A 25,995-nucleotide genomic window follows, 5' to 3' on the forward strand; every position below is an offset into this window, starting at 1 on the left:
TGAAAGGCTCATCGGCGGCTGCGCCACCCTGAGCCAGACACCCCGGAAATTCCCGCCCGGGGCGATCCAAAGTCGGGAAGCACCTCACCAGGCCACAGAGCTAACCTATAGGCGGGGACAAAGCGGGGAGCAGGTCACGCATTATGCCGCCGCTTGGAAAAGACCCTGCTGATATCGACGGTTGCACGCCCCCACTTTCGTCACATAACTCGCTCGAAGTCATGATCTGATAGAGGTTTCGCAAGCTTAACCGCTTGTGAAGTCCCTCTTTTTCGGTGTCCGCGACGAATCAGAAATATCTGAGGCTCTCGCCAGCACCCGCGGTGGTCAACCCCGTTGTCCATCCTTCCACGGCGTTTAGCCCTCGAACACCTATTCGCCTCTGCTGGCGCCGCTGAACTGGTCGTAGGCGCGGAGCGCATCACCTCCGTAGACTGCCGCCGGCCCGCCGCCCATGTAGACCGCCAGCGCAACTGTCTCGGCGACCTCCGTGCGACTTGCGCCATGCTGGTGCGCCATCCTCGTATGGTAAGCGACGCAGCCGTCGCAATGAACCGCGATACCGATTGCGAGCGCCATCAGCTCCTTGGTCTTGCTGTCAATCGCATGCGTCGCGGTGGCCGAAGTGGACAACGCCCCAAACGCCTTGATGGCATCCGGTGCACCCTCCCGTATCAGACCGACGCCGGTCATTACATCATTGGCGATCTGATCGAAATCTTTGATCATGGTGGTGCGCCCTCTTTCTCGTCCTTCGTGCCCGTTTCTGCGGCGATCCGACCGGATCCGACTCAAGACCCGGACCCCGGTCTCAGCTGCGTCTATCCCTTACTCCTTGGGCGTATGTGTCGGGTCCGAGACATGAAGCCCTTGCTGCTTCGTCGGGACCTATGTGTTCGGCATCAATGCCTCCGGGGAGCTGTTCGAGTGCGATCAGGATGCGCTGCAGCAGTGTACTTTCCCATCTGGCACCTCCCTCGACCGCCACTGCGACCTTGCTCTCGTCGTACTCCCGCCCCCGGAGGACCTCGATCCTCTGCCGTGCCGTCAGGCCTTTGCATGTCAAAACATCCTCAGGCTTCTCGAAGATCGAAGCAGGGCTCAGGAGAGCCTTCTCGTAATCGAGTTTCGCCCCATCCTCTTTTCTCCAAACGCAAAGTCCCACCACTCTAGTCGCTTGCGCCATGGACTCCTTGATAGGGATCAATTCCGTTCGTGCGACCGTCTAGGCAATCTCCTGCTTCTGCGAACGGATTCAATCTGATTCATGGATTGCTGACTGATTTGGAGGTCGCTGATGTCTACGTGGATGACGGATACGGATTGTGCGAACGCGCTGGAGGTGTCCCACGCTTCGCTGCTGCCGCGGCGCGGGGCGAAAGGCCGGAACGGCCAACTGTTTCTGGAGGCGCTGCACTATTTCTCGGTCCACAACATCACTTGGCGGGCGCTGCCGGAGCGCTTCGGCAAGTGGAACAGCGTATGGGAGCGGTTCGACCGGCTGAGCAAAGCCGGCGTCTTCGAGACCTTCTTCGATCACCTCGCTGCGCTCTCCTCGTCGGCGTTGGCCTTTCGCCGGCGAGGGCCTTTCTGAACATGGACGGTCTCCTCCAAGCCTGCGGTTGAGGGTACACCTTCAAATGGACCACCCCATCGTCGGTTCGGCTTCCGGGGGCACCGCTTTCGCCGATCCGAGCAATTCTCATTCTCTGTTGACTGCATGCCGAAAACGTCTTTGAGGGACCCCTTCAGCGGCTCCAGAGCCGCAGGATCGAGCGAATAGTAGACCCTCGGGCGCTCGATCTCGTCGACGATGTCGCAGCTGATGCAGGCCGCTTCTCGTGCAGCAGGCGCACGATGCGGACCCGCGCCGGGTGCGCGACCACCTTGGTGAGGAGGCGAGCTTCTCATTCTCCTCCGACACAAGAACGACGGTTCCTGTGTCTAGCATCGTCCTGGTCAGGTTTTTCACGGGGCCAGTTCTTGGCCGCTTCGGATACCGCACAGCGGAGAACATGAATGCTGACAGCAACCACCAGAACGCACCAGCATTGAGGTGCCTGCCCGTTCGCTCGTGTGCGATGACCTTCCGGCGTCTCCATTTTGCGATCGATTTGACCTGCGTCAAAGACACTTAAGGCTTGGAAAAGGTCTAATCCAGCCGCGGAATGCCGCAGTCTTCAACATGAGTATCTGAAGAAGAGGATGACGGATACCAAAGGAGGATAAAATCATGCCCGAGCTGAAGCAGCACGCTCCTCTTTCTTATAGGCAGGGCGATGTTCTGCTCGTTCCCTGTACCGAGATTCCTGACAGTGCGCATGAAAATGCGGCTGAGAACGGGCGCGTCGTACTCGCCCTTGGTGAGCGAACCGGACACGCGCATACAATGGCGGCCGATCGGGTCTGCTATTTCCGCGAAGACGGCAGCGGTAGTGGAGGCACTTTCATCTGTGTGACTGGTTCCGGTCCCGTCGAGCTGACACACGAGGAGCACGCACCGCTGGCAATTCCACCGGGTAATTATCGGGTTGTACAGCAGCGCGAATATCAGCCGCGCGCTGTGCCGCGCCTGGTAGACGACTGACCTTCGTCAAAGGGCGGTGGCGACATGGTGCATAACGTCAAGGCTTGGCGCGAACGGCTCGCCGGGCGGGTCAAATTCGACCTGCCCCCGGCCGAAGCAGCAGTCCGGCGGGCCTATAAGGCAAACAGTTTGGCTGAGCCTAGCGAGATCCTTTGGGCGAATGGACCGAGCGATGCGGCACAGGCAATCGCCTTTGTTCAGAATCCGCCGCGACGGCTGAACCGAATGGCTCTGGCCATTCTGATTTTTGGGGCAACGGCCAGTGTCGGTTTGGCACTAGCGCTAGATGACAGCGCGGTAGCTGCCCGGCCTCCCGCGACGGCTGTGCTATGGAGCACTGTTCTGGCGGGTTTCGGCCTCGCACTTGGAGGCCTCCCCAAGCTGCCTTTGCCGCCGGGTGTGCCGAGCGGCTCCCATCCCGCCAAGCTGATCCTCGTGGGCGCAGTGATCTTTGTTGCTCTGGCAGGGTGGGTTCTGGGTTTGCTTCACCTCGGCGGGTTGCCTGCCGAGCCGGTTGGACGCGGCGTTGCACTCGCGGTCGCAGCGTTGGTCGGCACGCTGCCGGGTGTGTTCCTTCGCGTGCGGATGCGGAGCGCCTATGCCCATCTACCGCAAGCTCTCCGCAAGCTCACACCCTCAACTACCGTTGCGGTGCGGCTCCAGCGCGTGCAGGAGAACGCCTGGGCGTCGTTCCAGCGAACCACCGTTGACCTCCGAGTAGACGATACGCTGATCCACGCTTATCGCGCCGCTCACGGGCAACCCTTCATTCCGCGGCATGCGTTCCTCCTCGATTCCGGCAGAACAATCCAAGTAGCGCAGGACACCAGTTGGACTGGTTCCATCTGGATCGGGGGTGGTGTATGGCGAAACCCGGGGATCGGTGTGACCCCGCACCTCGATGGAATCGAAAGCGCAGCGCAGGCCGCGGTCGTAGGCGAAACCAGCGCGCCCGGCATGGCGGCGACGTTTGCCGAATTGGCCTTTCACGTCGACCGGCTCTACCCGTTTGCCGCGATCGCGGTGGCGGTGCGCCCCGCAACAACCATTGCGCTCGATCCTGAAGGCAGGCCACACGCCGAGAACGGTCCGGCATTGGCCTGGGCAGATGGTACGCGCCTTTATGCTTGGCATGGTCAGCTGGTTTCCCCTGAGGTGATCGACCCGGACCGGCCGGTCACGCTCTCGCGTATTCATGCCGAAGCGGATCCTGCGCAACGAAGGGTCTTGATCCAGCGCTATGGACTGGGACGCTACTGTGTTGAAGCTGGAGCGTCCGAAATTCAGCACGATGACTGCGGTCGCCTCTATCGTCTCAGGCAGGGCTTGGGCGAACCGCTCATGGCGGTGCGCGTGGTCAACCATACGCCCGAGCCGGATGGCAGCCTAAGGGAGTTCTGGCTGCGAGTGCCGCCGACGGCGACGACGGCGCGCCAGGCTGTTGCCTGGACCTTCGATCTGTCTGCCGAGGAGTACAATCTGGTCGCACAATCGTGAAGCGCATGCGACCTCTATGCCGCTCTACGCACCAGCCGGCCTGACTGCGCAACTTGACCAACAGACACGGACAGCATAGCCGGGCAAGGTGGCCGGGTCGAGCGTGATCGGACTTGCTCCCGGCTCGGAAAGTGGCTGCATGACCCCCCGGCTGGCTTCGGCGAAAAAAGACCATAGCGTCGAGCACCAGCAGGATGGCGACAAGGTCCCAAAGGGTCAGGATGTGGCGGTGTGCTGGGACCGACACTGACGGAACTGGGCGCGTCACAAGCAGCCGCTCCGTGCGTGCGCAGGGTCTTGGCGGGGAACGCGAGGATGCACATAAGATCGAACCTTAGGGCACGTCGTCCTCGCCAGACAAGCCTCCTTCATCCTCCCACGCAGAAATCCGTTTTGACATCTCTGCATCGAAGCGAAGCCTTACGCCTCTTCCACCGAAGGCATCCTCGCCAATGAAGTCCGCTCCCAGTCTTTCGAGCCCATGTCGCAGGCGCTCCATGTCTTCAGCGGAGGGCAGTGCGCTGAACCTCTCGAATCGGGCGATGACGGCGACGGCAACGCCGGATGTGGCGGATAGCAGTGACCTGTCCACATGAGTCAGGATTCGTGCTGCAAGACACTGTTCGGACGTGATCGTCATGCCTTCTGCCTCGCTGGTGGAGTCGAAACTCCAGTTTCCGATCCAGAGGCCTACATCGTGATCTCCGTTTCCGACGACCGTTCCTTCGGCGCTTCGGGGATGTCGGTCATGGTGGCTTCCGTCAGGAGCAGGACGCTGGCGACCGAGACGGCGTTTTCGAGGGCAATGCGCACGACCTTGGTCGGGTCGATGATGCCGGCCTCGACGAGATCGACATATTCCTTGCGCCCCGCATCGAAACCGAAATTGCCGCTTCCCTCGATCATTTTCGCGACCACGACGCCACCGTCGGCAGCCGAGTTCTCGGCAATCTGCCGGACCGGCACTTCGAGCGCGCGCCTCAGGATCTGAACGCCAGTGCGCTCGTCGCCCTCGCAGAGCTTCTCTTCTTCGACGATGGCGCTTATGCAGCGCAAAAGCGCGAGCCCGCCACCGGGAACTATACCTTCAGCGACCGCGGCTTTCGTGGCGCTGATGGCATCGTCCAAGGCTTCCTTCTTCGATTTCATCTCGGCTTCCGTCGGTGCGCCGACCCTGACAACGGCAACGCCCCCGGAGAGCTTTGCAAGGCGCTCCTGGAGCTTTTCGCGGTCATAGTCGCTCGTCGTGTTCTCGATCTCGCGCCGGATTTGCTCGATGCGCGCCTTGATAGCCTGCGCCGCGCCCGCACCGCCGATGATCGTCGTGCTGTCCTTGTCCATGACGATGCGTTTGGCACGCCCCAGCTGCTCCATGCCGACATTTTCAAGCTTGATGCCGATCTCCTCTGAGACGACCTGCCCGCCGGTCAATATGGCGATGTCCTGCAGCATCGCCTTGCGGCGGTCGCCAAACCCCGGCGCCTTGACGGCGCAGTTGCGAAACATGCCACGAATCTGATTGACGACGAGCGTGGCCAAGGCCTCGCCCTCCACGTCTTCGGCGATGACGAGAAGAGGAGCCGCGGACTTGGCGACCGCTTCAAGGAGCTTGATCAGGTCGTGCAGCGACGACACCTTGCGGTCGACAATGAGCACGACCGCGTCTTCAAGCACGGCTTCCATCTTTTCCGGATCGGTCACGAAATAGGGGGAGATGAAGCCGCGGTCGAACTGCATGCCCTCAACGACCTCAAGTGCCGTTTCGGTGGTCTTCGACTCCTCCACCGTGATGACACCTTCGCCGCCGACCTTCTCCATGGCCTCGCCGATAAGCTCGCCGATCGCCGGGTCGTTGTGGGCCGATATCGTTGCGATCTGCTCCTTCTCGCGCCGGGTCTTCACCGGCCGGGAAATCTCCTTCAGCGTTTCCACCGCCCTTCTCGTCGCGCGGTCCAGACCGCGTTTGATGTCGATGGCGCTTGCTCCGGCGACGACATTGCGCACACCGTCGGCCAAGATCGCGTGAGCGAGGATGGTTGACGTGCTGGTGCCGTCGCCGACCATGTCGCCGGTCTTCTCGGCCGCCTGCCGGAGCATGCGGGCGCCGAGATTTTCCTCGGGATCCTTGAGATCGAATTCCTTGGCGATGGTGACGCCATCGTTGCAGACGATTGGCGCTCCCCATTTTCGTTCGATCAGCACGGATTTCGAACGCGGTCCGAGGGTGACGCGCACCGCGTCGGCCAGCTGCGTCGCTCCGAGGAGGATCTTTTCGCGCGCAGCGGAACGGAAGAAAACCTGTTTGTGCGCCATGTGCCGGCCTCTCAAATATTCCTTGATAATCAGCTTACTCTGGCCCGGGAGCAGCGACATTGATGCCGGTCAAACACCGTGGCGGACGTATGCTTGATCCGCGTCAATGATGAACTTTGCGCACTGTTCAGAATGGCCCGGGGACTCGAGCCGGGAGATAAAGATGCGCATGCTCACACGACGCCTGTTTCTGGCCTCTGCGGCGATGGCAGGTTGGCTCTCTTCCAAAGCGGCTCTGACCAACACTCCGGGTGCCCTGCCGACGGCGCGGAAAAGCGGCGGAATGGGCTTGCTCGACGCGCTGTCGGAGCGGCGTTCAACGCGGCTTTATTCCGACAGGACGATTGATGACGACATCCTGTCCACGCTCTTGTGGTGTGCCTTCGGGGTGAACCGTCCTGAAAGTGGATATAGAACTGCGCCATCGTGGCGCAGCTCGATGGAGACGGACATCTACGTCGCGGACGCTGGCGGGGTGCGCAAATTCGATCCTGTCACACAGTCCGCCAAGTCTGTGCTTGCGCAGGATATCCGCGGGAAAGCCAGCCCACAGCCCTTTATCGGAACTGCGCCGACGGTTCTCGTCTATGTCGCCGACCGCTTCCGCATGTACGAGGCTTCCGAGGAGGAGCAGATTCAGTCGGCGCATGTCGATGCGGCAATCATCGCCCAGAACGTCTATCTCTACTGCGCTTCGGTTGGCCTCGGCACATGTCTGGTTGGCGGCGCGGACAAGTCTGGGCTCGCGCAGATTCTCGATCTGCCCGAGAGCCAGATCGTCACCTTCGTGCAGCCAGTGGGTTATCCGCAGGCGGGCTAAAGGGGCGGCCGCTATCGTCTTACGAAGGCTGCGGAGATGAAGACAAACGAACTTCCAAAATATGATGCTTCGATCAACACTACCGGCTGCTGCCCCAAGTTCAATCCGACCGGCTGGGACGGGCAAGACCTGCATTTCAGGGACAAGACGTTCGTGAAGGCAGTTTCGCGAAGCGTGTTTCACGTCCCTGTAAACATGAGCAGCGTGTTCTCGCGCGTCAACAAGCACATCGAAGAGGCGGGCGCATACGACTACAACGACTTTATCGTTCTCAGCCGTGACGTGTCGCCGTGGCGAACGGAGCACCTCTTCTCTGTCTCCAAGCGCGTTCCGGAAGAAGAGATGACGAGCCTGACTGGCGACTTCGTGACCAAGTTGTTCGAGGGTCCGTATAGCCGGACGGGAGGATGGTATGAGGAAATGAAGGACGCTGTACGCGAGCGTGGCTCGCAACCCGGCGACATCTATTTCTTCTACACGACCTGCCCAAAATGCGCGAAAGCCTACGGGAAGAACTACGTCGTCGGGGTTGCGGCGGTCGAGTGAGGGGAATCTTGCTGCCGCGCTTCGAAGCATGGCCATTACTGTTGCGCCATGAATAGTTTCATGAGGTGCAGTTCGAAAAAGAGGCTCAGCCCTGCGCGGTTGAGATGGTCCGTATCAGCGTAGTAGATGAATTCGGTCAGCACGTCGGAGAAGTCCACGAACGCAACGCCTTGATCGATGGCGAGGGCCTGCAACGCGGCGCCGAACTCTGCTTCATCCCGCAACAGTGCCTTGAAGCGCGGAGGCAGCGGGAATTTAGCAACCGTTACACGTGCGCCGTGATGCTTGGCGGTCGCGATTAGCCGGGTGAAGTCTCGGAAATAGCGATCGCGTATGGCGGGTTCGTCGGTGACGGGCGGATAGAGATACTCTACTCGCTTCTTCTCAGCGGTGGCCGAAGGCTTGAAGGCGCGATCGAAGGAGGCCTCCCCTTCCCAGACATCCTGGCTGAAGCGGCGTCGGTTGTTGATCTTGGAGAAGCCGGTTAGATAGTCGAGCAGGGCGAGCGGGTCGACGCCCTCGTGCATCACATAGCCGACGAGGCTTCCGGCGATGATCGGGCTGAAAGGCGTTCTGGCAAGCAGCTTCGCATCGGAAAGGCGCTCCTCGTTCCACATTGGCGAGCGGAAGGCGAAGCTGTCTGCGACGTAGAGTACGTTGAGCGCACGGTGCTTGTACAGGAAGTGCTCGAGCGCGAAACGGTTATAGAGGGGGCCCGTGCCGGGGCCGGCGAGGTTGAGGATCGCCTTGCCCGTCCGCCTCTCCATGTCATCGTTGAAATCGTCGAAATCGAGTGGCATGGCATGCGAGGCGCCGAGGATAACCCAGTCGAATTCTTGCCTCTCGGCCGTTTCGATCTTGAAGATCGGGTTCATCTGTCCATTGCGATAGACCAGCCATTCGGCCGCGGCGAAGAGCAGTGCGTAGAGCGCCAGGCCAAGCACAATGAAGCCGGCGGCGGTACCGGTGCGCAGGCCTTTCCTGATCGGGCTGATGTGTTCCATGACCGGCCTCAGAACTGCATGTATATGAACTCGCCGGCCTGCCAGCGGCCGACGACGATGAGTCCGAATATTCCGGCATAGTAGGCACTCCAGCGCAAGATTCGCGGAGCGGCGGCAAGGCGCTCGAAGAGCGGCCGGCGCTCGTCGAGGACTTCGACGGCGATCAGCACGAGGATCAGTACAGCGCCTAATGCGTGATCCGCCGTGAACGGATATCTCACGGCAAGTCCCGGCAGGCCGGGAAGAGCGGTCCAGATCTTGCCGATCACAATGGTTGCCTGGTCGATCGTGTGGGCGCGGAAGAAAATCCAACTCACCATTATGAGGTGAAAGGTCAAGACGATGCGCAGGAGGCGCAGGCTTGCGCTCGCGGCCATCTTCGGGAGAAAGGCCGCGACACCACTCCAAAAGCCTCGCGACACCAAGCCCGCCCATACATAGGCGCCGTTCAGCGCGCCCCAGACGAGGAAGGTCCAGCCGATCCCGTAGCCGAGCCCGGCGTGCCACAGGCCGCTGACGATGAAGACGGCCATGACGTTCATATAACGGCGGACGGCACCCACTTGGCTGCCGCCGAGGGGGATGTAGAGATAGTCACGGAACCAGTGGCTGAGCGAAATGTGCCAGCGCGAGGACCAGAACTCGGCCGTCGAGAGCGCGAGGTAGGGACGCCGGAAGTTCTCCATCAGCCTGATGCCGAACAGCAGCGAGATGCCGATGGCGATGTCGGAGTAGCCGGAGAAATCGCAATAGATCTGGAAGGCGAAGAAATAGACCGCGATCAGAAGCTCCATGGGGGAGGCGTAGGCCGCGATGCGGAACGTATTGTCGACGACAGGCGCGAGATTGTCGGCGATTACCACCTTCTTGAAGAGGCCCCAGACGACGAGTTGCAGGCCTGCCAAGAAGAGGATTGAATCTGGCCTCAACACGCCGGCAATCTGCGGAATAAGACGCGGGGCGCGTTCTATGGGGCCGGCGAGGATCTTTGGGAACCAGGCAACGAAGAGGGCAAGCCTGCCTGCGTTAAGCTCGGGGTTCTGCACGCCACGATAGACGTCGATCACATAGCTTGCAGCCATGAAGGCGTAGAAGGAATATCCGACGGGAGCAGTGATGCCGAGGCGCGGGAGGACCATGTTCGGCAACGCGATATAGGCAGCGGCGAACCGCTCGATCTCGCTGGCGAGAAAGTCGTAGAATTTAAGCGCAGCGAGCGAGCCCAGAATGATCACCAAACCGGCTGTAAAGATGAGGCGGCGCAGGCGCGTGCTACTGGTATGGGTGAGGCCGTAGCCGGTGGCCCACGCGCAGGCGATCACCGCCAACAGGAAGACGAGGTTGCCTGCGCCGAAGCTGCCGTAGAACACGATGCTGGCGAGAAGCAGCCACGGCCAACGCCAGTGGAGCGGGAGCCAGATGAAAACCAGCAGCGTCGCGACGAGGAATGGGAAGAAGCCGAAGGAGTTGAAGAGCATCCCGCATCGTCCCGTTCATACGCGCGTTGCGCCTCAGTAGGTTGCCCCACCGGCGCGCAACTCTTCCGGCACGTCGTCGATCGAAATGCCGCCGTTCAGGATAAGATAGTCGGCGATCGCCTCGCGCTCGGCCTGGGTGGTGTCGATCTCCACATGGCTCGGCTTGTTCATCGTGCCGAGCCAGGCCTCGCGCGAACGGTCCTGCGTTATGACGACCGTAATGATGTGGCAGGACTGGCAGAACTCGAGCGTCAGGTCGCGGCCGTCGCGGGGCAGGGCAAGGCCGCCCGTATCGATGGTTTCGCCGCCCTTCGCCGCCGGAGGCATGGTGGCTGAAAGATAGGCTGCAAGCGTCTCGGTTTGTGTTTCGTCGAGCCTGGTGGAGAGGCCGTCAAGATAGGCCTTCCACGCGCCCCGGTCCTGGTTCGCCGATAGGATATCCCCCGGGTCCACTTTTCCCTCGGCGATGAGATTGCCGAGCAATGTCCTGCCGCCGTCAGGGATGAAGGAGAAAAGATCGTCTTCCTGTGCGGCGACCGGCAAGCCGACCGCCAGGGTCATTCCGAGAAGGGCTGCCGTGCATCCCAATATGTATTTCATCAGTCGCCTCCGTACAGTTCGGCCTGCGTCCTCAGAAGCGCAGATCCTCCGGCACCTTGTCGTAGGGAATGGGCATGTTAATCGCCGAATAGCGGGCGAAGGTCTCACGCTCCTTCTCCGTCATCGGCAGCTCCTTGTGGAACGGCGCCTTGAAGGTGCTGCGCCAGCCCTCCGCATCGCGGTCGTGGGCGAGGTAGCCGGTGAAGAAGGAATGGCAGAACTGGCAATTGGCGACCGCCAGTTCTTTCCCGTCAGGCGGAAGCGCGGCGGCGAGTTCCTCCGGGCTCGTTGCATCGGGGGACATGCCCTCCACCGGCATGTTGACCGCCAGGTAGGAAGCGAGCGTTTCGACTGCGTCGGATGACAGTGAAGGATCGGCGCTGGAGATCGTGGCCGACCAATCCTCTTCACCGGCAGTCCTGTGGATGAGCGCCTTAAGATCTACCGCGGAGGATTGGGCAAGGCGCAGCAGCGTCTCACGCCCGCCATCAGGCATGAAATCGAATTCCGGCTGCGCGAGCAGGGTGCCGGCGCCCAGCCAAAGGGCGGCGCCAACGATGATCGCCGTCTTGATCCCAGGCGTCACGTTTCCTCCTCTTGGAGTGGAGCAAGCTCGGACGGCACACGGTGCGCAAAGGAGAAGATGGGCACATGCATCTCCCGCTTTGCCTCCCCAGCGGGAAAGCCGCCGCCATGCATGAGATCGAGCGCCGTGATGGTCGCATCGTCATAGAAGCGCTCACCGCACCTGCCGCAGACAAGAGCCGGAATGTCCTCGACCACGACCAGGCGGTCGCCATGCCAGAATGAGGACTTTACCTTCTCCTCCCGCAGCGCCGTGCTGCCGCATTGCGGACATTCATGATGCGCCGTCTCGGTGGCGGCTTGTGTGGCAGAGATGTTCACGTGATTCTCCTTAGTACTTCCGGGCGCGAACCACCCCAAGCATCTGGTTCGCGCCCGGCTCCGGCCGGTGGAAGGAGTTAGCCGACCAGCTTCTTCGCTGCGCCGATGATGTGGTCAGCGTTCGGTCGCATCCACACGAACATCTCCGGCGAGGCGGGCGGCGGCGCGTCGGGAAAGGCCACGCGTTTGTAGCGTGCACCGTCGACATTCTCGGCCACGCGCGCGATCACCTCCGCGCCGGGACACAGCGTGTAATAGGACTGGTCGACGGTGAGCAGCCGCTTGGTCTTGTTGACCGAGTTCACCAGCGTCTCGGTATCCATCGGCTTCAGGCTCCTGAGGTCGATTGCCTCCACGTTCATACCTTCGGCTTTCAGCGCCTCGGCCGCCTTCATCACCTCCGGCATGCTGGCGCCGGATCCGACGATAGTGAGGTCGCTGCCCTCCATGCGCACGATCGCCTTGTCGAGCGACACCTCGTACTGCTCGTCCGGCACTTCCTCGATGAGTTCTCGCAGGCCGGCCGGATAGAGATAGACGACGGGGTTCGGATCGCGCAGGGCCGAGACCATCATCCCCTTGGCGTCATAGGGCGTCGACGGGATCACCGTCTTCACGCCGGGAATGTGGGCGTAGTAGGTGTCGATTTCGTAATCGGAATGCTGTCCGGCGAAGCCCGGCGTCTGGCCGGTCATCTCCATAACGAAGACGACGGGCATCGAGGCCTTGCCGCCGGTCATATGTCGCAGCTTGCCGGCATGGTTCTGGATCACCTGGAAGGGCATACAGGCGCCTTGATAGGGCACGTATGTCGCGGCTCTGGAACCGGCGAGGCCGGCGCCCAGCGTGGCCGACACCATCCAGTTCTCGTCAATACCGGTGTTGACCACCCGGCCGCGGCCGAACTCCTTCTCCAGATTGATCACCGGCTTGCCGGGATTCGAGGCGACCGGCGGGGTCAGTTCGAATATCCACAGCATGTTCGGATCCTGCTGCATCTCGTATTGCACGGCCTCCAGGACCGAATACATCCAGCTTTTGCGTGCCATTGTCGTAACCTTTCATCTCGTGCCGGCGGCGGGGCGCCGGTCCTGCCGGTGCAGCCTCGTCAACCGAACTGGCGTGCCTCGACCGTGCCTTCGACGAAGACGTGTCTGAGTCCGTCCTCGGGCTTGCAGAGCGGCTGCTCCGCTGCCCATGCGAAGGCGTCGGCAACTTCCTGCTTCACGGAGGCTTCAATCCCTTCGGCCCTGGCGGCGTCGATCACGCCCCAGTCGATCATGATCTTGCGGGCGATATCGACGGGATCACGCTGCATCCAGGCGCGCACTTCGCGCTCGGGCCTGAAGGAGGAGATGGCGAGCGGATCGTAGCCGAAGGCACCAAGCTCGCCGGGCTTGGCACCCGGAGCGCCCCAGTGGTTGTAGTAGCGGTAGGTCTTGGCCTCGATCAGTGTTGCGCCTTCACCGGCGCGTGCCCGGTCCACCGCGGTTTTTGCTGCATTGTAGACCTGGATCACGTCCTGTCCGTCCACGACGATGCCGGGAATGCCGTAAGGCGCTGCCGCGTCGGCGATGTCCTTCATCGGGCACGAATAGGAGTAGTGCGCGTACTGGTGATAGAGATTGTTCTCCAGCACGTATATGAAGGGCAGCTTGAGCAGTGCGGCGTTGTTGAGCGTGGAGTGGAAGTGCGGTGTCGCATAGGTGCCATCACCGCCGAAATTGACCACCACCTGGTCGCTGCCGCGCGCCTTGATGGCGAAGGCCGAGCCGGTGGCGATCACCGGGCCGGGGCCGATCATGCCATCGGCACCCATGAAGCCGACCTCCGGATCGGAAAGGTGCATCTCGGCCGCATAGCCGCCGTTGAGGCCGGTGGCGCGGAAATCGTTCTCGGCCGCCATCAGCTTCATGTCGACGCCCTTGGCGAGCGCATGGCCGGTCGGCCGGTGCGTTGAATAGGCAAGATCGGCCTGCATAACGCCGCCCGAATTGCGCAACGCCGCGCACACACCCGTCGCGACAGCCTCCTGGCCGGCATAGAAATGGTTGTAGCCGCGATACTCTGGATCAGTCAGCATTTTGTCCGCCATCGTGCGCTCGTGCCAGCGGATACGCAGGATGGTGGTAAACATATCGGTGAGTTGCTGGTCCGTGAGGTCCTTCGCCCAGAAACCGATCTCGCCATTGGCACGGGCGATGCTGGTACCGAAGGATACGGCGGCGCCCGCCATGGCAGCCGCTTTCAGGAAGCCGCGCCGTGAGGTCGCCATCGGCGACATGCGCTCTTCATTTTTGTGATCTGGATTGTCGAGCATGACGTTCTCTCCCGTGAAGCGTCCCGTCCAACCCTGCTCCTGCAGTTGAACTCAGGACGCATAAAACAATTATTCACCAGGGAGAGTTGTTCTCATTGATCTTCGTCAACGGTGACAAATGTCGATCGGTGCCGATGGACCAGGGCCTGCATCTCTGCCCGCCAGCGCCTGAGCCCGCATGGATTGCCTGGAACGACAACCATGCCTTGGGAAGTGATGTGCGGCCGATTGCCGTGCGTTGTTGATGACGATCAAGGAAGGAACCCGCCGGCATCTAAATTATGAAGCCTTCGTTCCAGGCGCGACCCGCGCAGCGGCGGAGCAGGTAAGATGGGCGGCATGAGATCCCAAATAGCCATCTTGACGCTGGCGGCATTGGCGACGATTTTGGCGGTTGCGCTCGGCGCGCTTCTTTCGATGGCGATTATGTGACCATGCGCGTCGTCTTCAGCCTCTTCGTGGGAAAGCTACCATCCAACTGCGACTTCCTCCTTGCATGCGGCCTTGACGACCTGCTTCGGAAGACCGAGAATTCCGGTTTCGCGACGAGGACATCGGCTATCTCGACGCGCTCGGATCCTTCAGGCCCGATTTCTTGGAAAGGTTAAGAGCGTTTCGCTTCACCGGCGATATCCGCGCGGTTCCCGAGGGCACCCCGGTCTTCATCGGAACAGCCATCATCCTGGCTGCCGTCGGTTTCGTCGGCTATCGCATGTGGGCGAACGACTGTGGAGCGCCGGTAGCCTTGGGACTCGGCGTGCTGACGGTGATCCCCGTCGTCGATCTGGTGCTGATGTATCTCGCCTTGGCGAGCCAGAACTGAAATGTTGTGCTGTCTGTCGGGAAGTACGTCTTTGACTGCCGGCGTGCTTCAAATCGCCGCTGATTTCAGCGCTGGCTTGGGGGAAGCGGGAGGTCGACGGCATTGGAACATTCAAGGATGCCAAGCCTCACGTCCAAGCGTCTTGCCGGCTCCTCGTGTGGTGGGTTTCTGATCAACGGAATCGCGGTGAGCCCGCTAGAAGACGACGCTCCGATCCTTGTTGAAGAGGCTGTATGCATCGCGCTGGAGAGGAGCCGTTTCGTCGATGCTCCCCAGATCCGGGTAGGCGGTCGAGGCCGCGTTGTCCGTCTCACCGGGCTAGTGAAATCCGACGTCATGCGGGACGCTGCAGAAGCGGATGCCTGGTACGTGTTCGGAGTTGACGACGTCATCAACAAGATCGAAGTCAGGCCCTACCGGCGGACGATTCTGTCGCATTGTTGGCGGGACGCTCCGCTGCGCAAATCCGTAAAGTAGCGACGCGCTCGCTCGGCGCGGGCCATCCAGCCCTTCCGGAAGGATTTCGTGCGGTCGGACAGCCTTTCCTCATCGGCGGCAGCATGGGCACCGGCTCGTATGTTCGGGCAAACAAGCACGAGACCACCGCCTGTGGTGTCGATCGGCGGTCAAGCGTTCCTACTGAAAGATTGGCGATAAGTGCAGGGCGGTGCTATCCGGCGTCGGGAGCTTCGCTCAGTAGCTTAAGTAATGGCACCTCAAATCGACCTTTGCGAATACAACTGCTCGATTTCTTCCGAAAAAACGCGCTGGAGGGCCAGCCGTTTGACCTTGAGCGTTGGCGTCATCAATCCCGACTCGATCGTCCACGGCTCAAGGGTCAGGTGAACTGCAAGAACCTGCGCATGACGCGGCAATCCGGCGAGAAGCCGTTCAAGCCTGGCGAGGACCTTCGTCTTTACGGGCGGCGCGTTGGGATACTCTGGGTCTGTATTGATTTCTTCGGCGAACGATCTCCAGGCTTCGTTGTTGAGAACAATTATTGCAACAAGATGCGGTTGACGGTCGCCTATGACTGCTGCCTGCTCGAACAGTGTATCGTAGGTAATCTCGGCCTCGATCACGGTCGGGTTCACCTTTTCTCCGATCGACAGAACGATCGTCTCGCTCAGCCGGCCACGAATGAAGACGCGGCCGTCGCGAATCTCGGCCAGATCTCCGGTCGAGAGCCAGCCAGTGGCATCAAGAGTTTGGTTGGTCAGGACGTCATCCTTCCAATAGCCCATCATCACCGAGGCGAATGCACCAGCAGTTCGCCCTGTTGGTTCAATTCGAGATCGACACCCGGCAGTGGTCTGCCGACTGACCCAACCACATTGTCCCCAAGCGCCATTGCAGTGACAACCGGGGCTGCCTCAGTGAGGCCATAGCCCTCGACTAGCGGCAGGCCAAGACCGATCAGGAAACGAGCGATGCGTTCGTCAAGAGAGGCACCCCCACTTATTGTAATACGCAGGCGTCCGCCGAATGCGGCCATGGCAGGCACCGCTACCAAGCGGCGGAGAAACGGCCACAACACCCGCTCGCCAAATCCCGGAGCTGTCCCTTGCTCTTGAGCCGCCACCAAGTGCCGCCAGCCGAGCAATGCTGCTAGCTTCAGGAGCTTACGCTTCAGTGAACTCCTGCCAGCGCGCGCATGGATCGCAGCGTACATCCTTTCGTAAAGACGGGGCACCGCAAGCAGTACTGTCGGTCTTACCGTCAGGAGATCATCGGCCAAGTCCTGAGGTGAACGGGCATATGCTACCGCGCATCCGCCTGCCATCGGCAGATAATAGCCGGCAGTTCGTTCAAAAGCATGGGCCAGCGGCAGAATCGAAAGAAACACGTCGTCCGACCGCGTCGGGATGACCGTCGCGGACGCTTCAGCATTCCACAGCAAGGCGAAATGCGACAGCATGACCCCTTTTGGACGGCTGGTGGTCCCTGAGGTATAGATCAGCGTCGCCAGCGACGTTGGCGCAACAGGATGTACCGGCGGTGGTTCACCACCTAAAGAGAGAATCTTGGAGAGCGAACGGAGTATCGGATCGGCGGGAACCCTCGCTTGCCCACCCTCGCGGATCCATACGCGCTCGAGCGCCGGAAACTGGGAATGGAGAGCTGCGAAGGATTGCCATCGGACGAAGGTATCGACGAGCAGCAGGCGAGCATCCGAATGGCCGAGGATGTAGGCGTTGCTTGCCGCTGTGTCGTGCGAATAAAGCGCGACCACAACAAGCCCCAGTGCATGCGCGGCCAGATCAAAGCACACCCAATCGGTTCCACTGGGCAACACCACGGCAACCCGGTCGCCCGGTCGCAGTTCTTCTGCCGCCAATGCTGCCCTGAACTGCTTGATCCGGGCGGCGACGTCGCGCCATGTGTGATCACGCCACGCGCGGGTGCTTTCGTCGTATTCTTGGTACGCCACGCTATCGGGCGTCCGACGAACGCGTTCGCAAAACAATCCCCAAAGGGTACCGGCTGTCTTATGACCGATGAAGTCGCTGGCGGCTGCCACCGTCGCGGAAGCGCGCGTGGTCGATGTGAATCCCATGGCCCTGCCTTTCCGACCCGAATGGGCAGGTAGAGTGCATCAACCTGCCAGTGGCTTCATTGACCCGTGTCATATCGACTCCCACGAAGGCGGCGGCAAATCACCGGTCGGCCAAGTTACAAATGCGGCTCCCAATTTGGGTCTGAGGTTGTCGTGAATGTTGAGAAGCGGCACCGCTCTCGGATCTTGCACGTTATGGCCGCGAGAGTTGATCAATTGAAGCACGTCAAGGTTAGTCGGGTCGCAAAAGCCGGTGTTGGAGAAGCTCCTCACGGCTCCACAGGGCGATCCCTGCACGATCATCGATGGTGTCAATTGTGATCACCAAATCCGGGTCTGGAAATGACAGTGATCCGGGCGTTCCCGCTTGCACCAGCGCGTCGAATAGGGCGTCATCGAGAAAACGTTCCGCATCCGGCGTTCGCAGTTCATGCTTGAAGCCGCGCCGATGCAGTCGGACGTGAAATGACCTCCCACCGAGGTGCGGCAGCCGCTCCAGCGCAATCGACCTGCTCGTTGCTCGAATTCCTCTGCAGAATGGAATTCGAAGCATCGCATTGCCGGCGCAACGCGCTAAATCGCATCGTAAAGAGCCGGGTCGCTCTCGGTTAAGCGCTCGACGGTTTCCAGCAAGGCAACGGGGTTCTCCACGGCCATGACGAGCAGATTGAAGTAGGGGTGCGATCGATGGTTCCCAAAGCGCCGAGCGCGCGGACTGCCCGGGCGAAGCCGTTCTGGTAGACGCTGATGATCACATTCCAATCCTTCATGATCAATCAATCGGTCATTGCTGCCTGCAACTTTGGTCCTGGGTTCCGGACCCAAGGCAAATCGGCCCGGCAGGTTCGCCAGCCACTTCGTTTCAGACAGCAGGGCTCCTTTGGTCTGCGGCAGACCGGCAACGCGGGCAAGAATGTCGATGACTTCTTGATCCGAGATCTGGCGGAAATCGGCATAGTAGACGCCAATGGCGCCTATCTGCACGAGATAACGCCAGTCATGGTGGCCGCCTATGACGGCTTCGACCGCTTGCGCTATGCGAATCCCGCCTTCCGCGCCGCGTGGTTCATCGGTCCTGACGAGACGCCCCTTTGGTCCGATCTGATGCGTCGCAACTTTCTTGCAGGTAGGGGCACCGTCATCCGTGCCGAAAATTTCGAGGAATGGCTGCGCTCGACGCAGTCCCGCCGCGGGAAAACCGGGTTCAGGGCCTTCGAGACGGACCTCGTCGATGGCCGCTGGCTCTGGATGACCGAGACCGTCCTCGACGATGGATCTATGCTGTGCATCGCCAGCGACATCACAGACCTGCAGTCCGACGAGCGCTCGCTGCGGCAGGATCGAGACCAGGCCATCAAGGCATCCCAGACCGACGATCTCACAGGCGTCGCCAACCGGCGTTTCGTCATGGAACGGATCGAGGAAATGCTCAAACAACAGGAAAGCGAACGCCACAGGCGCGGTTGTCTTGCTGTGCTCGACATCGACCATTTCAAGAGCGTCAATGACCGATACGGTCATCAGGCCGGCGATATGGTGCTCTGCGATTTTGCCAGCCAGATCCACCAGCATGTAAGACGGACGGACTGCTTCGGACGCGTAGGCGGTGAGGAGTTCGTGCTGGTGTTGCCGAATACGCCCCCTGCAGAGGCTGAACTGATCATTGAGCGGATGCTCGCAATCGTTCGTCTCTCAAGACCGCTCGCCGACCATCCTGATTTCCGATACACGTTCTCCGCCGGAATTGCCGAGACACAGATCGGCGATGTCGCTGTCAGCCTGTATTCGCGGGCCGACAAGGCACTCTACGCCGCCAAGATGGCCGGGCGCGACCGCATCTACAGATCAGATGACCTCCCGGATCAGGCCGCCGCGCTCGGATGAGCATCGGATCCCGGGCGCCACTTGATTGCTCATGAACCTGACAGTTGAAGTTGGAATTGCCGAAATGCCCATATTGGCATGGGACTCTGGAAACTGCTGATGCATCTTCGAAAACGCGACACTACGCAATTGAATTTTCATCCTCGTGCGTTAGCCTGATGAAATCGTGCTGCGGGAGGACGCAATGCACGGGTCCAAGGCACATGAGGTTCTCATGATCCAGGACAAGGGAGAGGCGGCAGACGCGAGCCAGGCGACCCGTGCGGTCCGGCGGAAGGAACTGGTTACATTCTTGGTGCTGGCCTTCGGCATCTGGCCGATTCTCGCCGTCGGTGTCGTCGGCGGCTACGGCTTTCTCGTGTGGATGTGGCAGATCGTCTTTGGCCCGCCGGGACCGCCAGGAGGCTGAGCGATGGCTGACGTGTCCATGAACCGCAGGTACTTCCTGACCGGCAACTGGCGGGGATCCAGCGCGACCCACAACAAGGGAACGATCAAGATCGCCGATATATGCCTGGCCCGCTCGGGCGTGACCTGCATGGTATGCTGGGACGCCTGCCCCGAGGATGCGATCCGTTTTGGGCCGGGACCAGGCAGACTGTTCATTCCCCAAGTCACAAACGACCGTTGCACCCGTTGCGGCGACTGCGCCGCGGTCTGTCCGGCCACGGCAATTGACGTTGCCCAGACGCCGCAGGAGGTGGCTGATGCCTGAACAGCGTTTCCACCACATCTCGAGCGCGGTCGTGTCGGTGAACCCGGAACGGGCTCTGGCGGTGATCGATGCGCTCTCCGGCTTTGAAGCCACCGAAGTCCACGCGCATGGGGCGGCGGCGCCTTCGGGTTCATGCGAAGCCTCGCGCTGCTTGGTTCCCTCACAGTGCCGCAGATCGCCCAAATGCGGCCCACCAGCCGCCAGCGCATGCAGCGGCTGGCGAATGAGCTTGCGGCCGAGGGGCTCGTGGAATTCATCGACAATCCGAAGCATCGGCGCTCTAGGCTCGTGCGGCTGACGCCCAAAGGTGACGCCCGCTACCGCGAGCTCAACGCTTCGCTCCTTTCGATCGCATCGACCATGGGCGGCGATGTCAGCGAGGCGGACATCCGCACGACGATCGAGATCGTGCAGCATCTGAGCGATGATGTTAAAGCTTACGGCGGCTCCAATTGACAACAGACGATTCAAGGGCGCGGGCGGGGGTCGGTTTGGCGTCAGCGTTGCGCTGACTGCCCAAGGTTAGGGGATCGTCGACATCGATCTCGATTTCCTTTGCGCCGCCATGCGTAGGGATCGGTCACTACAGCCGGGAACAAACTTCGCGTATCACCTCGCGCAGCCAATGGTGCGACTTCGATGTTGTGTTGCGGGGATGCCAGAGCATCGCGATGTCGAACCCGGGAACGTCAAGAGGCAGGGCAAAGGTTTTGAGACCTGCCGGGGCTGCGACCTTCCCGGCGAGCCGGTGCCCCAAATTCAGGATGAGTTCCGAGCCGGACAGGAAGGCCGGCGCGCTGGCATAGGAGGGTATCGTTGCCGCGACTTCGCGGCGGCAGCCGATCTTGTGCAGGCCCGCATCGACATTTCCCGGAACGAAGCCGCGCTGCGAGACAAGAAGGTGCGGAAACCGAACATAGTCCTCCACGCTGACACCCGAATTGTCCTTTGCGCTCTGCAACAATGGATGATCGGCGTCGGCCAGTCCGACAAATGTCTCATGCAGGAGCACGGCGCGCTCCAATCCGGGAAAACTCTGCCAGACAGGGCCGACGATCAGATCGAGCGCACCGGCGAAGAGCTGTTCAGCGTCGTTTAGCGGCATTGCCGAGAGGAATGACAGCTTCGCATGCGGCGCCTTCTCCTTCAGCGCTGCCATAAGACCCCCGCCGATCAGGGTCAGACTGTATTCGTCGATCCCTATGCTGAGAGTCTGGCGCAGCCGCGAGGGGTCGAAGCGTACCAGCGCCTCAAGCCCCATGTCGATTTGCCGGAGTGCCGATTGCACATGAGGCCAGAGCTCCACCGCACTGCGTGTTGGGACCATGCCGTTTCCCTCCCGTTCGAGGACACGGTCGCCGAGAGCGCGACGCAAACGGTCCAAGGCGTTGCTGGTGCTCGATTGGGTGAGGTCCAGTCGCGCCGCGGCGCGCGACACGCTGCGCTCCTCCATGAGGACATCGAAGACGCGCAGCAGATTGAGGTCGAGCTGACTGTGTTTCATTTCCTCGGCGCTCGGAGAGGGCATTGATGTTGTGAATATATGATTTCGATCGAAATCGCATTCATAAATAACCTAGTCTACAGTGCATGAAAAGAGACCGCGGAGCACCGGACATGGAAAGGATTTCTTTCAACGTCGCCGGGGAAACGGTCGTCGGCCATCTCTTTCTCCCCAACTGCGTGGGCGAACGAGACGCATTACCGGGGCTTGCCTTCGATCACCGCAATTTCGGCGAGAGCAGCGGCGGTATCCGCCAGCACGAGGAGCCGCAGAAAAAGCTCGACGATTTGGCCGCCATGGTCGCCGTGCCTATCTCGACGCCCGACCGGCAACGGCCGACGCGGCCCGGCGGAAAAGCGAGTGGCTCAGAACCTATGCCCATGAGCTCAGGCTGATGGCCAGAATAGAAAATGAAGGAGAACGCTCCGATGCGGACCATCAAGGATGACACCGACGGGATTTCGCGCAGGGCTTTTGCCAAGGGAATGACGATGACCACGCTGGGCGCTGCAAGCAGCATCGCGCTGCCGGGTGCGGCACGCGCTGTTGCGGACCCTGGATCGGCTACGACCGTCCATCGCTTCGAGCAGGCCGCCCCCTTTCCCGTCAATGCCTACATCGTCGAAGGGCAGCATGGGCTGGTTGTCGTGGATTCGACGCTCACCGACACCTCGTCGAAAGCACTGCGCGCCAGGGTGGACGACATCGGCAAGCCGCTGCGTGTGATCTTGCTGACCCACCCCCATCCGGATCACTATGCCGGACTGGGCAATCTTTCGGCAGGGCTTGACGTGCCGATCGTCACGGTCGCCGGTGTCAATGACGTCGCCCGACGCGACGACGCCGAAAAGGACGCATTGCTGGGTGGAATGTTCGGCGCCGAATGGCCGCAGAACCGCGTGTTCCCGAACCAGACCGTCGCCGACGGCGACAGGCTGGATTTCGGGCCGGGACTGCGCTTCACAGTCCGCGACATCGGTCCGGCTGAGTCCCACCACGACTGTATCTTCATCCACGAGGGCGAACGGCCGGAAGCCTTTGCCGGCGACATCGCCTATGGCCTGATGCACGCCTATATGGCCGACGACCGCAATCCCGAATGGAAACGGGCGATTGCCCTGTTGCAGGACGAATTGCCCGAGGACATGGTGCTCCATATCGGCCACGGCATGCCCGTCACACCCGGTTTCCTGGCTTGGCAGGACAGCTATCTCGACCGGTTCGAGGCGGCGATCGCGAATGCCGACTTGAGCGACCCGGACGCCGGGGCGGCGTCGGTCGTCGCCGCGATGCAGGATTTCCTGCCCAATGAGCAACTCCTGTTTCTCATGGAACTGTCCATTTTGCCCAACGCGGAACGTCTGGGGCTTCTGCCATAGTTATAGACCATGCCGGGGAAGACGATGCGCGCACCCGACGCGCCTGCCGCGGCGGTCGTGTTTTCCAGCATCGGTAGCGCGAGCCGCTCCCAGTTGGGTAGCCCGGCCATGAACGATGGGTACAGTCCCGTCGGCTGCCGCGGCCACGTCCTAGATATTCATGACGTCCTCCCGCGATCCAACAGCAGACCCCGATCCATTCTCAGGTTGTCTCAGGCACCGGACGGTAGATGAGCGTCTCGGGCGCCGTTTTGAAAGCGGCACCCACTCGCGCCGAATAGAATAGGCAGTCCCTGCCTTGACGGCTTCCGGATGTCGATTACTTACCCCAATAGTATGACTTTTTGGTCATGCTCAACATTCGAAACGAAGCGTGTCCGAGGCTGCCGGACGGAAGGCGAAGAAAGGCCACAGACCACCTTGCGTGGGGGCGACTGTCGGCTTGGAAAACCGGGCAGCGACGACGAAAAATCGGACAAAAGGGCAAACAACAAGGCAGAAGGACGCGTTTCGAACACGACCTAGGGAGGAGTATGAATGCGTACATGGCATTGCGAATGGCCGCGCGAGAACTGCGGCACCCGGTACAGCGCGCTTTTCACCAGTACCATCGGCAGCGGCGCGCTTTGTCTGGCTCTTGGACTGGCAACGATGACGACCTCGGCCTACGGCATCGAGATGCGTCCGTTTGGCGAGACCGAGGACGGCACAGCGGTCGAGGAGTATACCCTGACCAACGAAAACGGGATAAGTGTCGGGTTCATCACCTATGGCGGCATCGTCACCTCGATCAATGTGCCGGACCGCGACGGTAACACGGATAACGTTGTGCTCGGCTTCGACAACCTCGAAGACTACAGAACCAAGAACCCCTATTTCGGCACGATCACCGGCCGCTACGCCAACCGCATCGGCGGGGCGAGCTTCATGCTCGACGGCGAGACCTATACGCTGGCCGCCAATAACGGGCCGAACTCGCTGCACGGCGGCGAGACGGGCTTCGACAAGCAGGTCTGGAACGCACGCGAGGTTGAAACGGACGAGGGCGAGGCGCTCGAACTGGCCTATGTGAGCCCGGACGGCGAGGAGGGCTATCCGGGCACGCTCGATGTCACAGTCGTCTACACGCTGACAAACGACGACGAACTGCGCGTCGACTACACGGCGACAACCGACAAGCCGACTGTGGTCAACCTCACCAGCCACTCCTACTTCAACCTTGGCGGCGAAGGCACAGGCACGATCCTCGACCACGAGCTGATGCTGAACGCCAGCCGGTATACCCCTGTCGATGAGACGCTGATCCCGACCGGAGAACTCGCCGAGGTCGCCGGCACCCCCTTCGACTTCCGCGAAGCGACGGTGATCGGCGAGCGCGTTCGAGAGAACCATCAGCAGATCGTCTACGGCCGTGGATACGACCACAACTGGGTGCTCGACCGGCCGGACGACGACTCGCTGGTGCTGGCGGCGCGGCTCCACGACCCGGAAAGCGGCCGCATCATGGAGATCGAGACGACGGAGCCGGGGATCCAGTTCTACTCCGGCAATTTCCTAGATGCCACACTCGTCGGGACCTCCGGGAACATCTACCGTCAGAGCGATGGCCTTGCCCTTGAAACGCAGCACTTCCCGGATTCGCCGAACAAGCCGGACTTCCCGTCGACTGTGCTGCGTCCGGGCGAGACCTACGAAACCACAACCGTGCATCGCTTTCTGACTGACGGGAGCTGAGGCGTGCCCCGTTCCACCCCCTGTCCAGGAAGGGGAGTGGGGCCGTGCAGTTGCCCATGACCGCCGTCAATCCGGCTCGACGAGATGCTCTATTTACAGACGGTCGTTCTGGGTGAAAAGTATGACTTAGGGAGGAAACGCTTGGCACGCTAATGCAAAGCCAAGGCAGGAGTGTCCAAGGAGACGTCCGCCCTACCTATGCACTGGGAGGAAAGTCATGAGACGCATCTTACCGCTCGCAGCCTGCGCTGCGGCGCTCTCGCTTATCGCATCGAACGCCTCCGCACAGGTCGGCCTGCTCGAGCAGGCGGTCGGCGGCTATACCTTCGAGGAGGCCGCTCAGGAAGATCCGGATACGAAGGACTTCAATTCGGATGACGGGCGGCTCACCTTCGCCATTGTGACCCACACGGCCGGCAATGGCTTCTTCGATCCGGCCTATGTCGGGGCCAAGGTTGCCGCCGATGCCTTCGGCATCAACCTTTTGATGCTCGGTTCCGAAGCGCCGGTGGACGATGTCCCGCGCCAGATCGAGATCCTGAATCAGATCATCCAGGATCCGACCATCGACGGGCTGATCCTCACCACGCCGCAAGCCGGGGCCTATGACGACATCGTCAAGACCATGCTCGACCGTGGTGTTCCGGTCGCCACTACCAACTCTTTCGACCCGACGCTCTACAACCGATCGGACATCAGCCATACGGGCCAGCCCTCCTCGGCGGCTGCCATCGCAGGTGAGGCGATCGTCAACTGCCTGCAGGAGAAGGGGATCACCAGCGGGTCGATCATTTTGCCGTCCACCACGACGCTCGGCAATGTGGAGGTGAACGAGCGCGTAACCCATGCATTCGAGGCGGTGGTCGAGAGCCTCAACGAGGCGGGTATCCTCGACAACTTCACCGTCGACGCGGGACCTGAGAACATCGGCGTCGATGTCGATCCCAATAATCCGACAGCCTCCATCGTGACGCTGATCGAGTCTCGCGGCGATGTGGTCGGTGCTTTTGCCGGCAATGCCTTCGTCACAGTCTCGCTCGGCGACGCCATCGCACAGCTCGGCGACAATGGCGAGATCTGCGCCTTCGGTTTCGACCTCGGCCCCAAGCATCAGGAACTGATTGAGACAGAGGCGCTCACCGGTTCGCTTGGGCAGCAGCCTTTCCTGCAGGGCTTCTGGCCTGTGATGCAGCTCTACCTGGAGATCGACCGCAATGTCGCAGCTGCCAATCTCGACACGCGCGCCCAGCTTGTGACCAAGGAGACGGTCGGTCAGGTTGGCCAGCGCTACGAGAACTGAGTCCGGCACCTGTGCTGCTGTCGGGCGG

General features: G+C 61.1%; 28 protein-coding genes and 2 pseudogenes. 16 read left to right on the forward strand and 14 right to left on the reverse strand.

What is annotated here, in order from left to right; genetic code table 11:
• Nucleotides 1-372 precede the first annotated feature (372 nt).
• A complete protein-coding gene (locus GM910_RS17840) occupies nucleotides 373-729 on the reverse strand; it encodes a carboxymuconolactone decarboxylase family protein (protein ID WP_159589670.1) in 357 nt (118 codons plus the stop codon).
• 82 nt (nucleotides 730-811) lie between these two features.
• Nucleotides 812-1,186, reverse strand: a complete 375-nt coding sequence (locus GM910_RS17845; RefSeq protein ID WP_159589672.1) for a hypothetical protein — start codon at nucleotides 1,184-1,186, stop codon at nucleotides 812-814.
• A gap of 111 nt (nucleotides 1,187-1,297) precedes the next feature.
• On the opposite strand from GM910_RS17845, the gene GM910_RS17850 reads away from it, so the two are divergent.
• The 3 genes from GM910_RS17850 (at nucleotide 1,298) to GM910_RS17860 (ending at nucleotide 4,084) form a co-directional block, all read left to right on the forward strand.
• Nucleotides 1,298-1,594 carry a transposase gene (locus tag GM910_RS17850; protein ID WP_159589674.1) on the forward strand — a complete coding sequence of 99 codons (297 nt, stop codon included), beginning with the start codon at nucleotides 1,298-1,300 and terminating at the stop codon, nucleotides 1,592-1,594.
• Between the two features lie 639 nt (nucleotides 1,595-2,233).
• Nucleotides 2,234-2,587 carry a hypothetical protein gene (locus tag GM910_RS17855; protein ID WP_159589676.1) on the forward strand — a complete coding sequence of 118 codons (354 nt, stop codon included), beginning with the start codon at nucleotides 2,234-2,236 and terminating at the stop codon, nucleotides 2,585-2,587.
• Nucleotides 2,588-2,611: 24 nt separating this feature from the next.
• A complete protein-coding gene (locus tag GM910_RS17860) occupies nucleotides 2,612-4,084 on the forward strand; it encodes a DUF6745 domain-containing protein (protein WP_159589678.1) in 1,473 nt (490 codons plus the stop codon).
• Between the two features lie 334 nt (nucleotides 4,085-4,418).
• On the opposite strand, the gene GM910_RS17865 is transcribed toward GM910_RS17860, so the two are convergent.
• Complete coding sequence (locus tag GM910_RS17865; RefSeq protein ID WP_159589680.1) at nucleotides 4,419-4,724, reverse strand: XRE family transcriptional regulator; 306 nt, start codon at nucleotides 4,722-4,724, stop codon at nucleotides 4,419-4,421.
• 50 nt (nucleotides 4,725-4,774) lie between these two features.
• Entirely contained in the window at nucleotides 4,775-6,397 is a 1,623-nt protein-coding gene (gene groL, locus GM910_RS17870; RefSeq protein WP_159589682.1) for a chaperonin GroEL, read from the reverse strand.
• A 163-nt stretch (nucleotides 6,398-6,560) separates the two neighbouring features.
• Between groL and GM910_RS17875 the strand changes: the two genes are divergently transcribed.
• Nucleotides 6,561-7,217 (forward strand): nitroreductase family protein, encoded by a 657-nt coding sequence (locus GM910_RS17875; protein WP_159589684.1) that lies wholly within the window; start codon nucleotides 6,561-6,563, stop codon nucleotides 7,215-7,217.
• A 36-nt stretch (nucleotides 7,218-7,253) separates the two neighbouring features.
• Complete coding sequence (locus GM910_RS17880; protein WP_159589686.1) at nucleotides 7,254-7,763, forward strand: hydrolase; 510 nt, start codon at nucleotides 7,254-7,256, stop codon at nucleotides 7,761-7,763.
• 35 nt (nucleotides 7,764-7,798) lie between these two features.
• Here GM910_RS17880 and GM910_RS17885 read toward each other — a convergent pair whose 3' ends face one another.
• From GM910_RS17885 to GM910_RS17915, 7 genes are all read right to left on the reverse strand, one after another.
• Nucleotides 7,799-8,767: an SGNH/GDSL hydrolase family protein gene (locus GM910_RS17885; protein ID WP_159589688.1), complete on the reverse strand. Its 969-nt coding sequence runs from the start codon at nucleotides 8,765-8,767 to the stop codon at nucleotides 7,799-7,801.
• Nucleotides 8,768-8,775: 8 nt separating this feature from the next.
• Nucleotides 8,776-10,245 (reverse strand): MBOAT family O-acyltransferase, encoded by a 1,470-nt coding sequence (locus tag GM910_RS17890; RefSeq protein ID WP_159589690.1) that lies wholly within the window; start codon nucleotides 10,243-10,245, stop codon nucleotides 8,776-8,778.
• Nucleotides 10,246-10,278: 33 nt separating this feature from the next.
• Nucleotides 10,279-10,845, reverse strand: coding sequence for a hypothetical protein (locus GM910_RS17895; RefSeq protein WP_159589692.1), 567 nt, complete (start codon nucleotides 10,843-10,845; stop codon nucleotides 10,279-10,281).
• Between the two features lie 31 nt (nucleotides 10,846-10,876).
• The gene (locus GM910_RS17900) at nucleotides 10,877-11,431 is read right to left on the reverse strand and encodes a hypothetical protein (RefSeq protein WP_159589694.1); all 555 of its coding nucleotides are present in this window, start codon (nucleotides 11,429-11,431) and stop codon (nucleotides 10,877-10,879) included.
• Complete coding sequence (locus tag GM910_RS17905; protein ID WP_159589696.1) at nucleotides 11,428-11,751, reverse strand: type II toxin-antitoxin system MqsA family antitoxin; 324 nt, start codon at nucleotides 11,749-11,751, stop codon at nucleotides 11,428-11,430. Before GM910_RS17905 ends, GM910_RS17900 begins: the two co-directional genes overlap by 4 nt.
• Nucleotides 11,752-11,828: 77 nt before the next feature.
• Nucleotides 11,829-12,800 (reverse strand): alpha-ketoacid dehydrogenase subunit beta, encoded by a 972-nt coding sequence (locus GM910_RS17910; RefSeq protein WP_159589698.1) that lies wholly within the window; start codon nucleotides 12,798-12,800, stop codon nucleotides 11,829-11,831.
• 59 nt (nucleotides 12,801-12,859) lie between these two features.
• On the reverse strand, nucleotides 12,860-14,071 hold the full coding sequence (locus GM910_RS17915; RefSeq protein ID WP_246226214.1) for a thiamine pyrophosphate-dependent dehydrogenase E1 component subunit alpha: 1,212 nt from the start codon (nucleotides 14,069-14,071) through the stop codon (nucleotides 12,860-12,862).
• 541 nt (nucleotides 14,072-14,612) lie between these two features.
• On the opposite strand from GM910_RS17915, the pseudogene GM910_RS17920 reads away from it, so the two are divergent.
• From GM910_RS17920 to GM910_RS27860, 3 genes and pseudogenes are all read left to right on the forward strand, one after another.
• A pseudogene (locus GM910_RS17920) lies at nucleotides 14,613-14,894 on the forward strand (hypothetical protein); the annotation flags it as partial.
• A gap of 117 nt (nucleotides 14,895-15,011) precedes the next feature.
• On the forward strand, nucleotides 15,012-15,371 hold the full coding sequence (locus GM910_RS17925) for a BON domain-containing protein (RefSeq protein ID WP_159589700.1): 360 nt from the start codon (nucleotides 15,012-15,014) through the stop codon (nucleotides 15,369-15,371).
• Nucleotides 15,335-15,433 (forward strand): annotated as a pseudogene (locus tag GM910_RS27860) (hypothetical protein); the annotation flags it as partial. The gene GM910_RS17925 and the pseudogene GM910_RS27860, both read left to right, overlap by 37 nt.
• 177 nt (nucleotides 15,434-15,610) lie before the next feature.
• On the opposite strand, the gene GM910_RS27645 reads toward GM910_RS27860, so the two are convergent.
• Nucleotides 15,611-16,141, reverse strand: a complete 531-nt coding sequence (locus GM910_RS27645; protein ID WP_281354908.1) for an AMP-binding protein — start codon at nucleotides 16,139-16,141, stop codon at nucleotides 15,611-15,613.
• Nucleotides 16,141-17,451 carry an AMP-dependent synthetase/ligase gene (locus GM910_RS17935; RefSeq protein WP_159589704.1) on the reverse strand — a complete coding sequence of 437 codons (1,311 nt, stop codon included), beginning with the start codon at nucleotides 17,449-17,451 and terminating at the stop codon, nucleotides 16,141-16,143. Before GM910_RS17935 ends, GM910_RS27645 begins: the two co-directional genes overlap by 1 nt.
• Nucleotides 17,452-18,450: 999 nt before the next feature.
• Here GM910_RS17935 and GM910_RS17940 point away from each other — a divergent pair.
• From GM910_RS17940 to GM910_RS17955, 4 genes are all read left to right on the forward strand, one after another.
• Complete coding sequence (locus GM910_RS17940) at nucleotides 18,451-19,335, forward strand: GGDEF domain-containing protein (protein ID WP_159589768.1); 885 nt, start codon at nucleotides 18,451-18,453, stop codon at nucleotides 19,333-19,335.
• A 214-nt stretch (nucleotides 19,336-19,549) separates the two neighbouring features.
• Nucleotides 19,550-19,744, forward strand: coding sequence for a periplasmic nitrate reductase, NapE protein (gene napE, locus GM910_RS17945; RefSeq protein ID WP_159589770.1), 195 nt, complete (start codon nucleotides 19,550-19,552; stop codon nucleotides 19,742-19,744).
• A 3-nt stretch (nucleotides 19,745-19,747) separates the two neighbouring features.
• Nucleotides 19,748-20,050, forward strand: a complete 303-nt coding sequence (locus tag GM910_RS17950; protein WP_159589706.1) for a 4Fe-4S dicluster domain-containing protein — start codon at nucleotides 19,748-19,750, stop codon at nucleotides 20,048-20,050.
• 132 nt (nucleotides 20,051-20,182) lie between these two features.
• Nucleotides 20,183-20,506: a MarR family winged helix-turn-helix transcriptional regulator gene (locus GM910_RS17955; protein ID WP_159589708.1), complete on the forward strand. Its 324-nt coding sequence runs from the start codon at nucleotides 20,183-20,185 to the stop codon at nucleotides 20,504-20,506.
• A 127-nt stretch (nucleotides 20,507-20,633) separates the two neighbouring features.
• Here the strand turns inward: GM910_RS17955 and GM910_RS17960 are convergent, their stop codons facing one another.
• Entirely contained in the window at nucleotides 20,634-21,578 is a 945-nt protein-coding gene (locus GM910_RS17960; RefSeq protein WP_343032997.1) for a LysR family transcriptional regulator, read from the reverse strand.
• Nucleotides 21,579-21,667: 89 nt separating this feature from the next.
• Here GM910_RS17960 and GM910_RS26975 point away from each other — a divergent pair, with 89 nt between their 5' ends.
• From GM910_RS26975 to GM910_RS17980, 4 genes are all read left to right on the forward strand, one after another.
• Nucleotides 21,668-21,949 (forward strand): alpha/beta hydrolase family protein, encoded by a 282-nt coding sequence (locus tag GM910_RS26975; RefSeq protein ID WP_201285538.1) that lies wholly within the window; start codon nucleotides 21,668-21,670, stop codon nucleotides 21,947-21,949.
• Between the two features lie 33 nt (nucleotides 21,950-21,982).
• Nucleotides 21,983-22,933 carry an MBL fold metallo-hydrolase gene (locus GM910_RS17970; protein ID WP_159589712.1) on the forward strand — a complete coding sequence of 317 codons (951 nt, stop codon included), beginning with the start codon at nucleotides 21,983-21,985 and terminating at the stop codon, nucleotides 22,931-22,933.
• Between the two features lie 537 nt (nucleotides 22,934-23,470).
• Nucleotides 23,471-24,667, forward strand: a complete 1,197-nt coding sequence (locus GM910_RS17975) for an aldose epimerase family protein (protein WP_246226215.1) — start codon at nucleotides 23,471-23,473, stop codon at nucleotides 24,665-24,667.
• Between the two features lie 217 nt (nucleotides 24,668-24,884).
• Entirely contained in the window at nucleotides 24,885-25,967 is a 1,083-nt protein-coding gene (locus tag GM910_RS17980) for a substrate-binding domain-containing protein (RefSeq protein ID WP_159589714.1), read from the forward strand.
• Nucleotides 25,968-25,995 lie beyond the last annotated feature (28 nt).

It is taken from the genome of Chelativorans xinjiangensis, from assembly GCF_009812055.1.
Classification (GTDB): domain Bacteria; phylum Pseudomonadota; class Alphaproteobacteria; order Rhizobiales; family Rhizobiaceae; genus Chelativorans; species Chelativorans xinjiangense.

What these genes read in the sequence shown, in the direction of transcription:
- GM910_RS17875 (WP_159589684.1), top strand. Translation starts at nt 6,561, where the DNA reads ATGCGCATGCTCACACGACGCCTGTTTCTGGCCTCTGCGGCGATGGCA.
- GM910_RS17950 (WP_159589706.1), top strand. Translation starts at nt 19,748, where the DNA reads ATGGCTGACGTGTCCATGAACCGCAGGTACTTCCTGACCGGCAACTGG.
- GM910_RS17960 (WP_343032997.1), bottom strand. Translation starts at nt 21,578, where the DNA reads ATGCCCTCTCCGAGCGCCGAGGAAATGAAACACAGTCAGCTCGACCTC.
- GM910_RS17980 (WP_159589714.1), top strand. Translation starts at nt 24,885, where the DNA reads ATGAGACGCATCTTACCGCTCGCAGCCTGCGCTGCGGCGCTCTCGCTT.
- GM910_RS17845 (WP_159589672.1), bottom strand. Translation starts at nt 1,186, where the DNA reads ATGGCGCAAGCGACTAGAGTGGTGGGACTTTGCGTTTGGAGAAAAGAG.
- GM910_RS17925 (WP_159589700.1), top strand. Translation starts at nt 15,012, where the DNA reads ATGCCAAGCCTCACGTCCAAGCGTCTTGCCGGCTCCTCGTGTGGTGGG.
- GM910_RS17895 (WP_159589692.1), bottom strand. Translation starts at nt 10,845, where the DNA reads ATGAAATACATATTGGGATGCACGGCAGCCCTTCTCGGAATGACCCTG.
- GM910_RS17955 (WP_159589708.1), top strand. Translation starts at nt 20,183, where the DNA reads ATGCGAAGCCTCGCGCTGCTTGGTTCCCTCACAGTGCCGCAGATCGCC.
- GM910_RS27645 (WP_281354908.1), bottom strand. Translation starts at nt 16,141, where the DNA reads ATGATGGGCTATTGGAAGGATGACGTCCTGACCAACCAAACTCTTGAT.
- GM910_RS17840 (WP_159589670.1), bottom strand. Translation starts at nt 729, where the DNA reads ATGATCAAAGATTTCGATCAGATCGCCAATGATGTAATGACCGGCGTC.
- GM910_RS17865 (WP_159589680.1), bottom strand. Translation starts at nt 4,724, where the DNA reads ATGACGATCACGTCCGAACAGTGTCTTGCAGCACGAATCCTGACTCAT.
- GM910_RS17890 (WP_159589690.1), bottom strand. Translation starts at nt 10,245, where the DNA reads ATGCTCTTCAACTCCTTCGGCTTCTTCCCATTCCTCGTCGCGACGCTG.
- groL (WP_159589682.1), bottom strand. Translation starts at nt 6,397, where the DNA reads ATGGCGCACAAACAGGTTTTCTTCCGTTCCGCTGCGCGCGAAAAGATC.
- GM910_RS17975 (WP_246226215.1), top strand. Translation starts at nt 23,471, where the DNA reads ATGCGTACATGGCATTGCGAATGGCCGCGCGAGAACTGCGGCACCCGG.
- GM910_RS17860 (WP_159589678.1), top strand. Translation starts at nt 2,612, where the DNA reads ATGGTGCATAACGTCAAGGCTTGGCGCGAACGGCTCGCCGGGCGGGTC.
- GM910_RS17915 (WP_246226214.1), bottom strand. Translation starts at nt 14,071, where the DNA reads ATGCTCGACAATCCAGATCACAAAAATGAAGAGCGCATGTCGCCGATG.
- GM910_RS17970 (WP_159589712.1), top strand. Translation starts at nt 21,983, where the DNA reads ATGCGGACCATCAAGGATGACACCGACGGGATTTCGCGCAGGGCTTTT.
- GM910_RS17850 (WP_159589674.1), top strand. Translation starts at nt 1,298, where the DNA reads ATGTCTACGTGGATGACGGATACGGATTGTGCGAACGCGCTGGAGGTG.
- GM910_RS17940 (WP_159589768.1), top strand. Translation starts at nt 18,451, where the DNA reads ATGGTGGCCGCCTATGACGGCTTCGACCGCTTGCGCTATGCGAATCCC.
- GM910_RS17880 (WP_159589686.1), top strand. Translation starts at nt 7,254, where the DNA reads ATGAAGACAAACGAACTTCCAAAATATGATGCTTCGATCAACACTACC.
- GM910_RS17855 (WP_159589676.1), top strand. Translation starts at nt 2,234, where the DNA reads ATGCCCGAGCTGAAGCAGCACGCTCCTCTTTCTTATAGGCAGGGCGAT.
- GM910_RS26975 (WP_201285538.1), top strand. Translation starts at nt 21,668, where the DNA reads ATGGAAAGGATTTCTTTCAACGTCGCCGGGGAAACGGTCGTCGGCCAT.
- GM910_RS17885 (WP_159589688.1), bottom strand. Translation starts at nt 8,767, where the DNA reads ATGGAACACATCAGCCCGATCAGGAAAGGCCTGCGCACCGGTACCGCC.
- napE (WP_159589770.1), top strand. Translation starts at nt 19,550, where the DNA reads ATGATCCAGGACAAGGGAGAGGCGGCAGACGCGAGCCAGGCGACCCGT.
- GM910_RS17935 (WP_159589704.1), bottom strand. Translation starts at nt 17,451, where the DNA reads ATGGGATTCACATCGACCACGCGCGCTTCCGCGACGGTGGCAGCCGCC.
- GM910_RS17910 (WP_159589698.1), bottom strand. Translation starts at nt 12,800, where the DNA reads ATGGCACGCAAAAGCTGGATGTATTCGGTCCTGGAGGCCGTGCAATAC.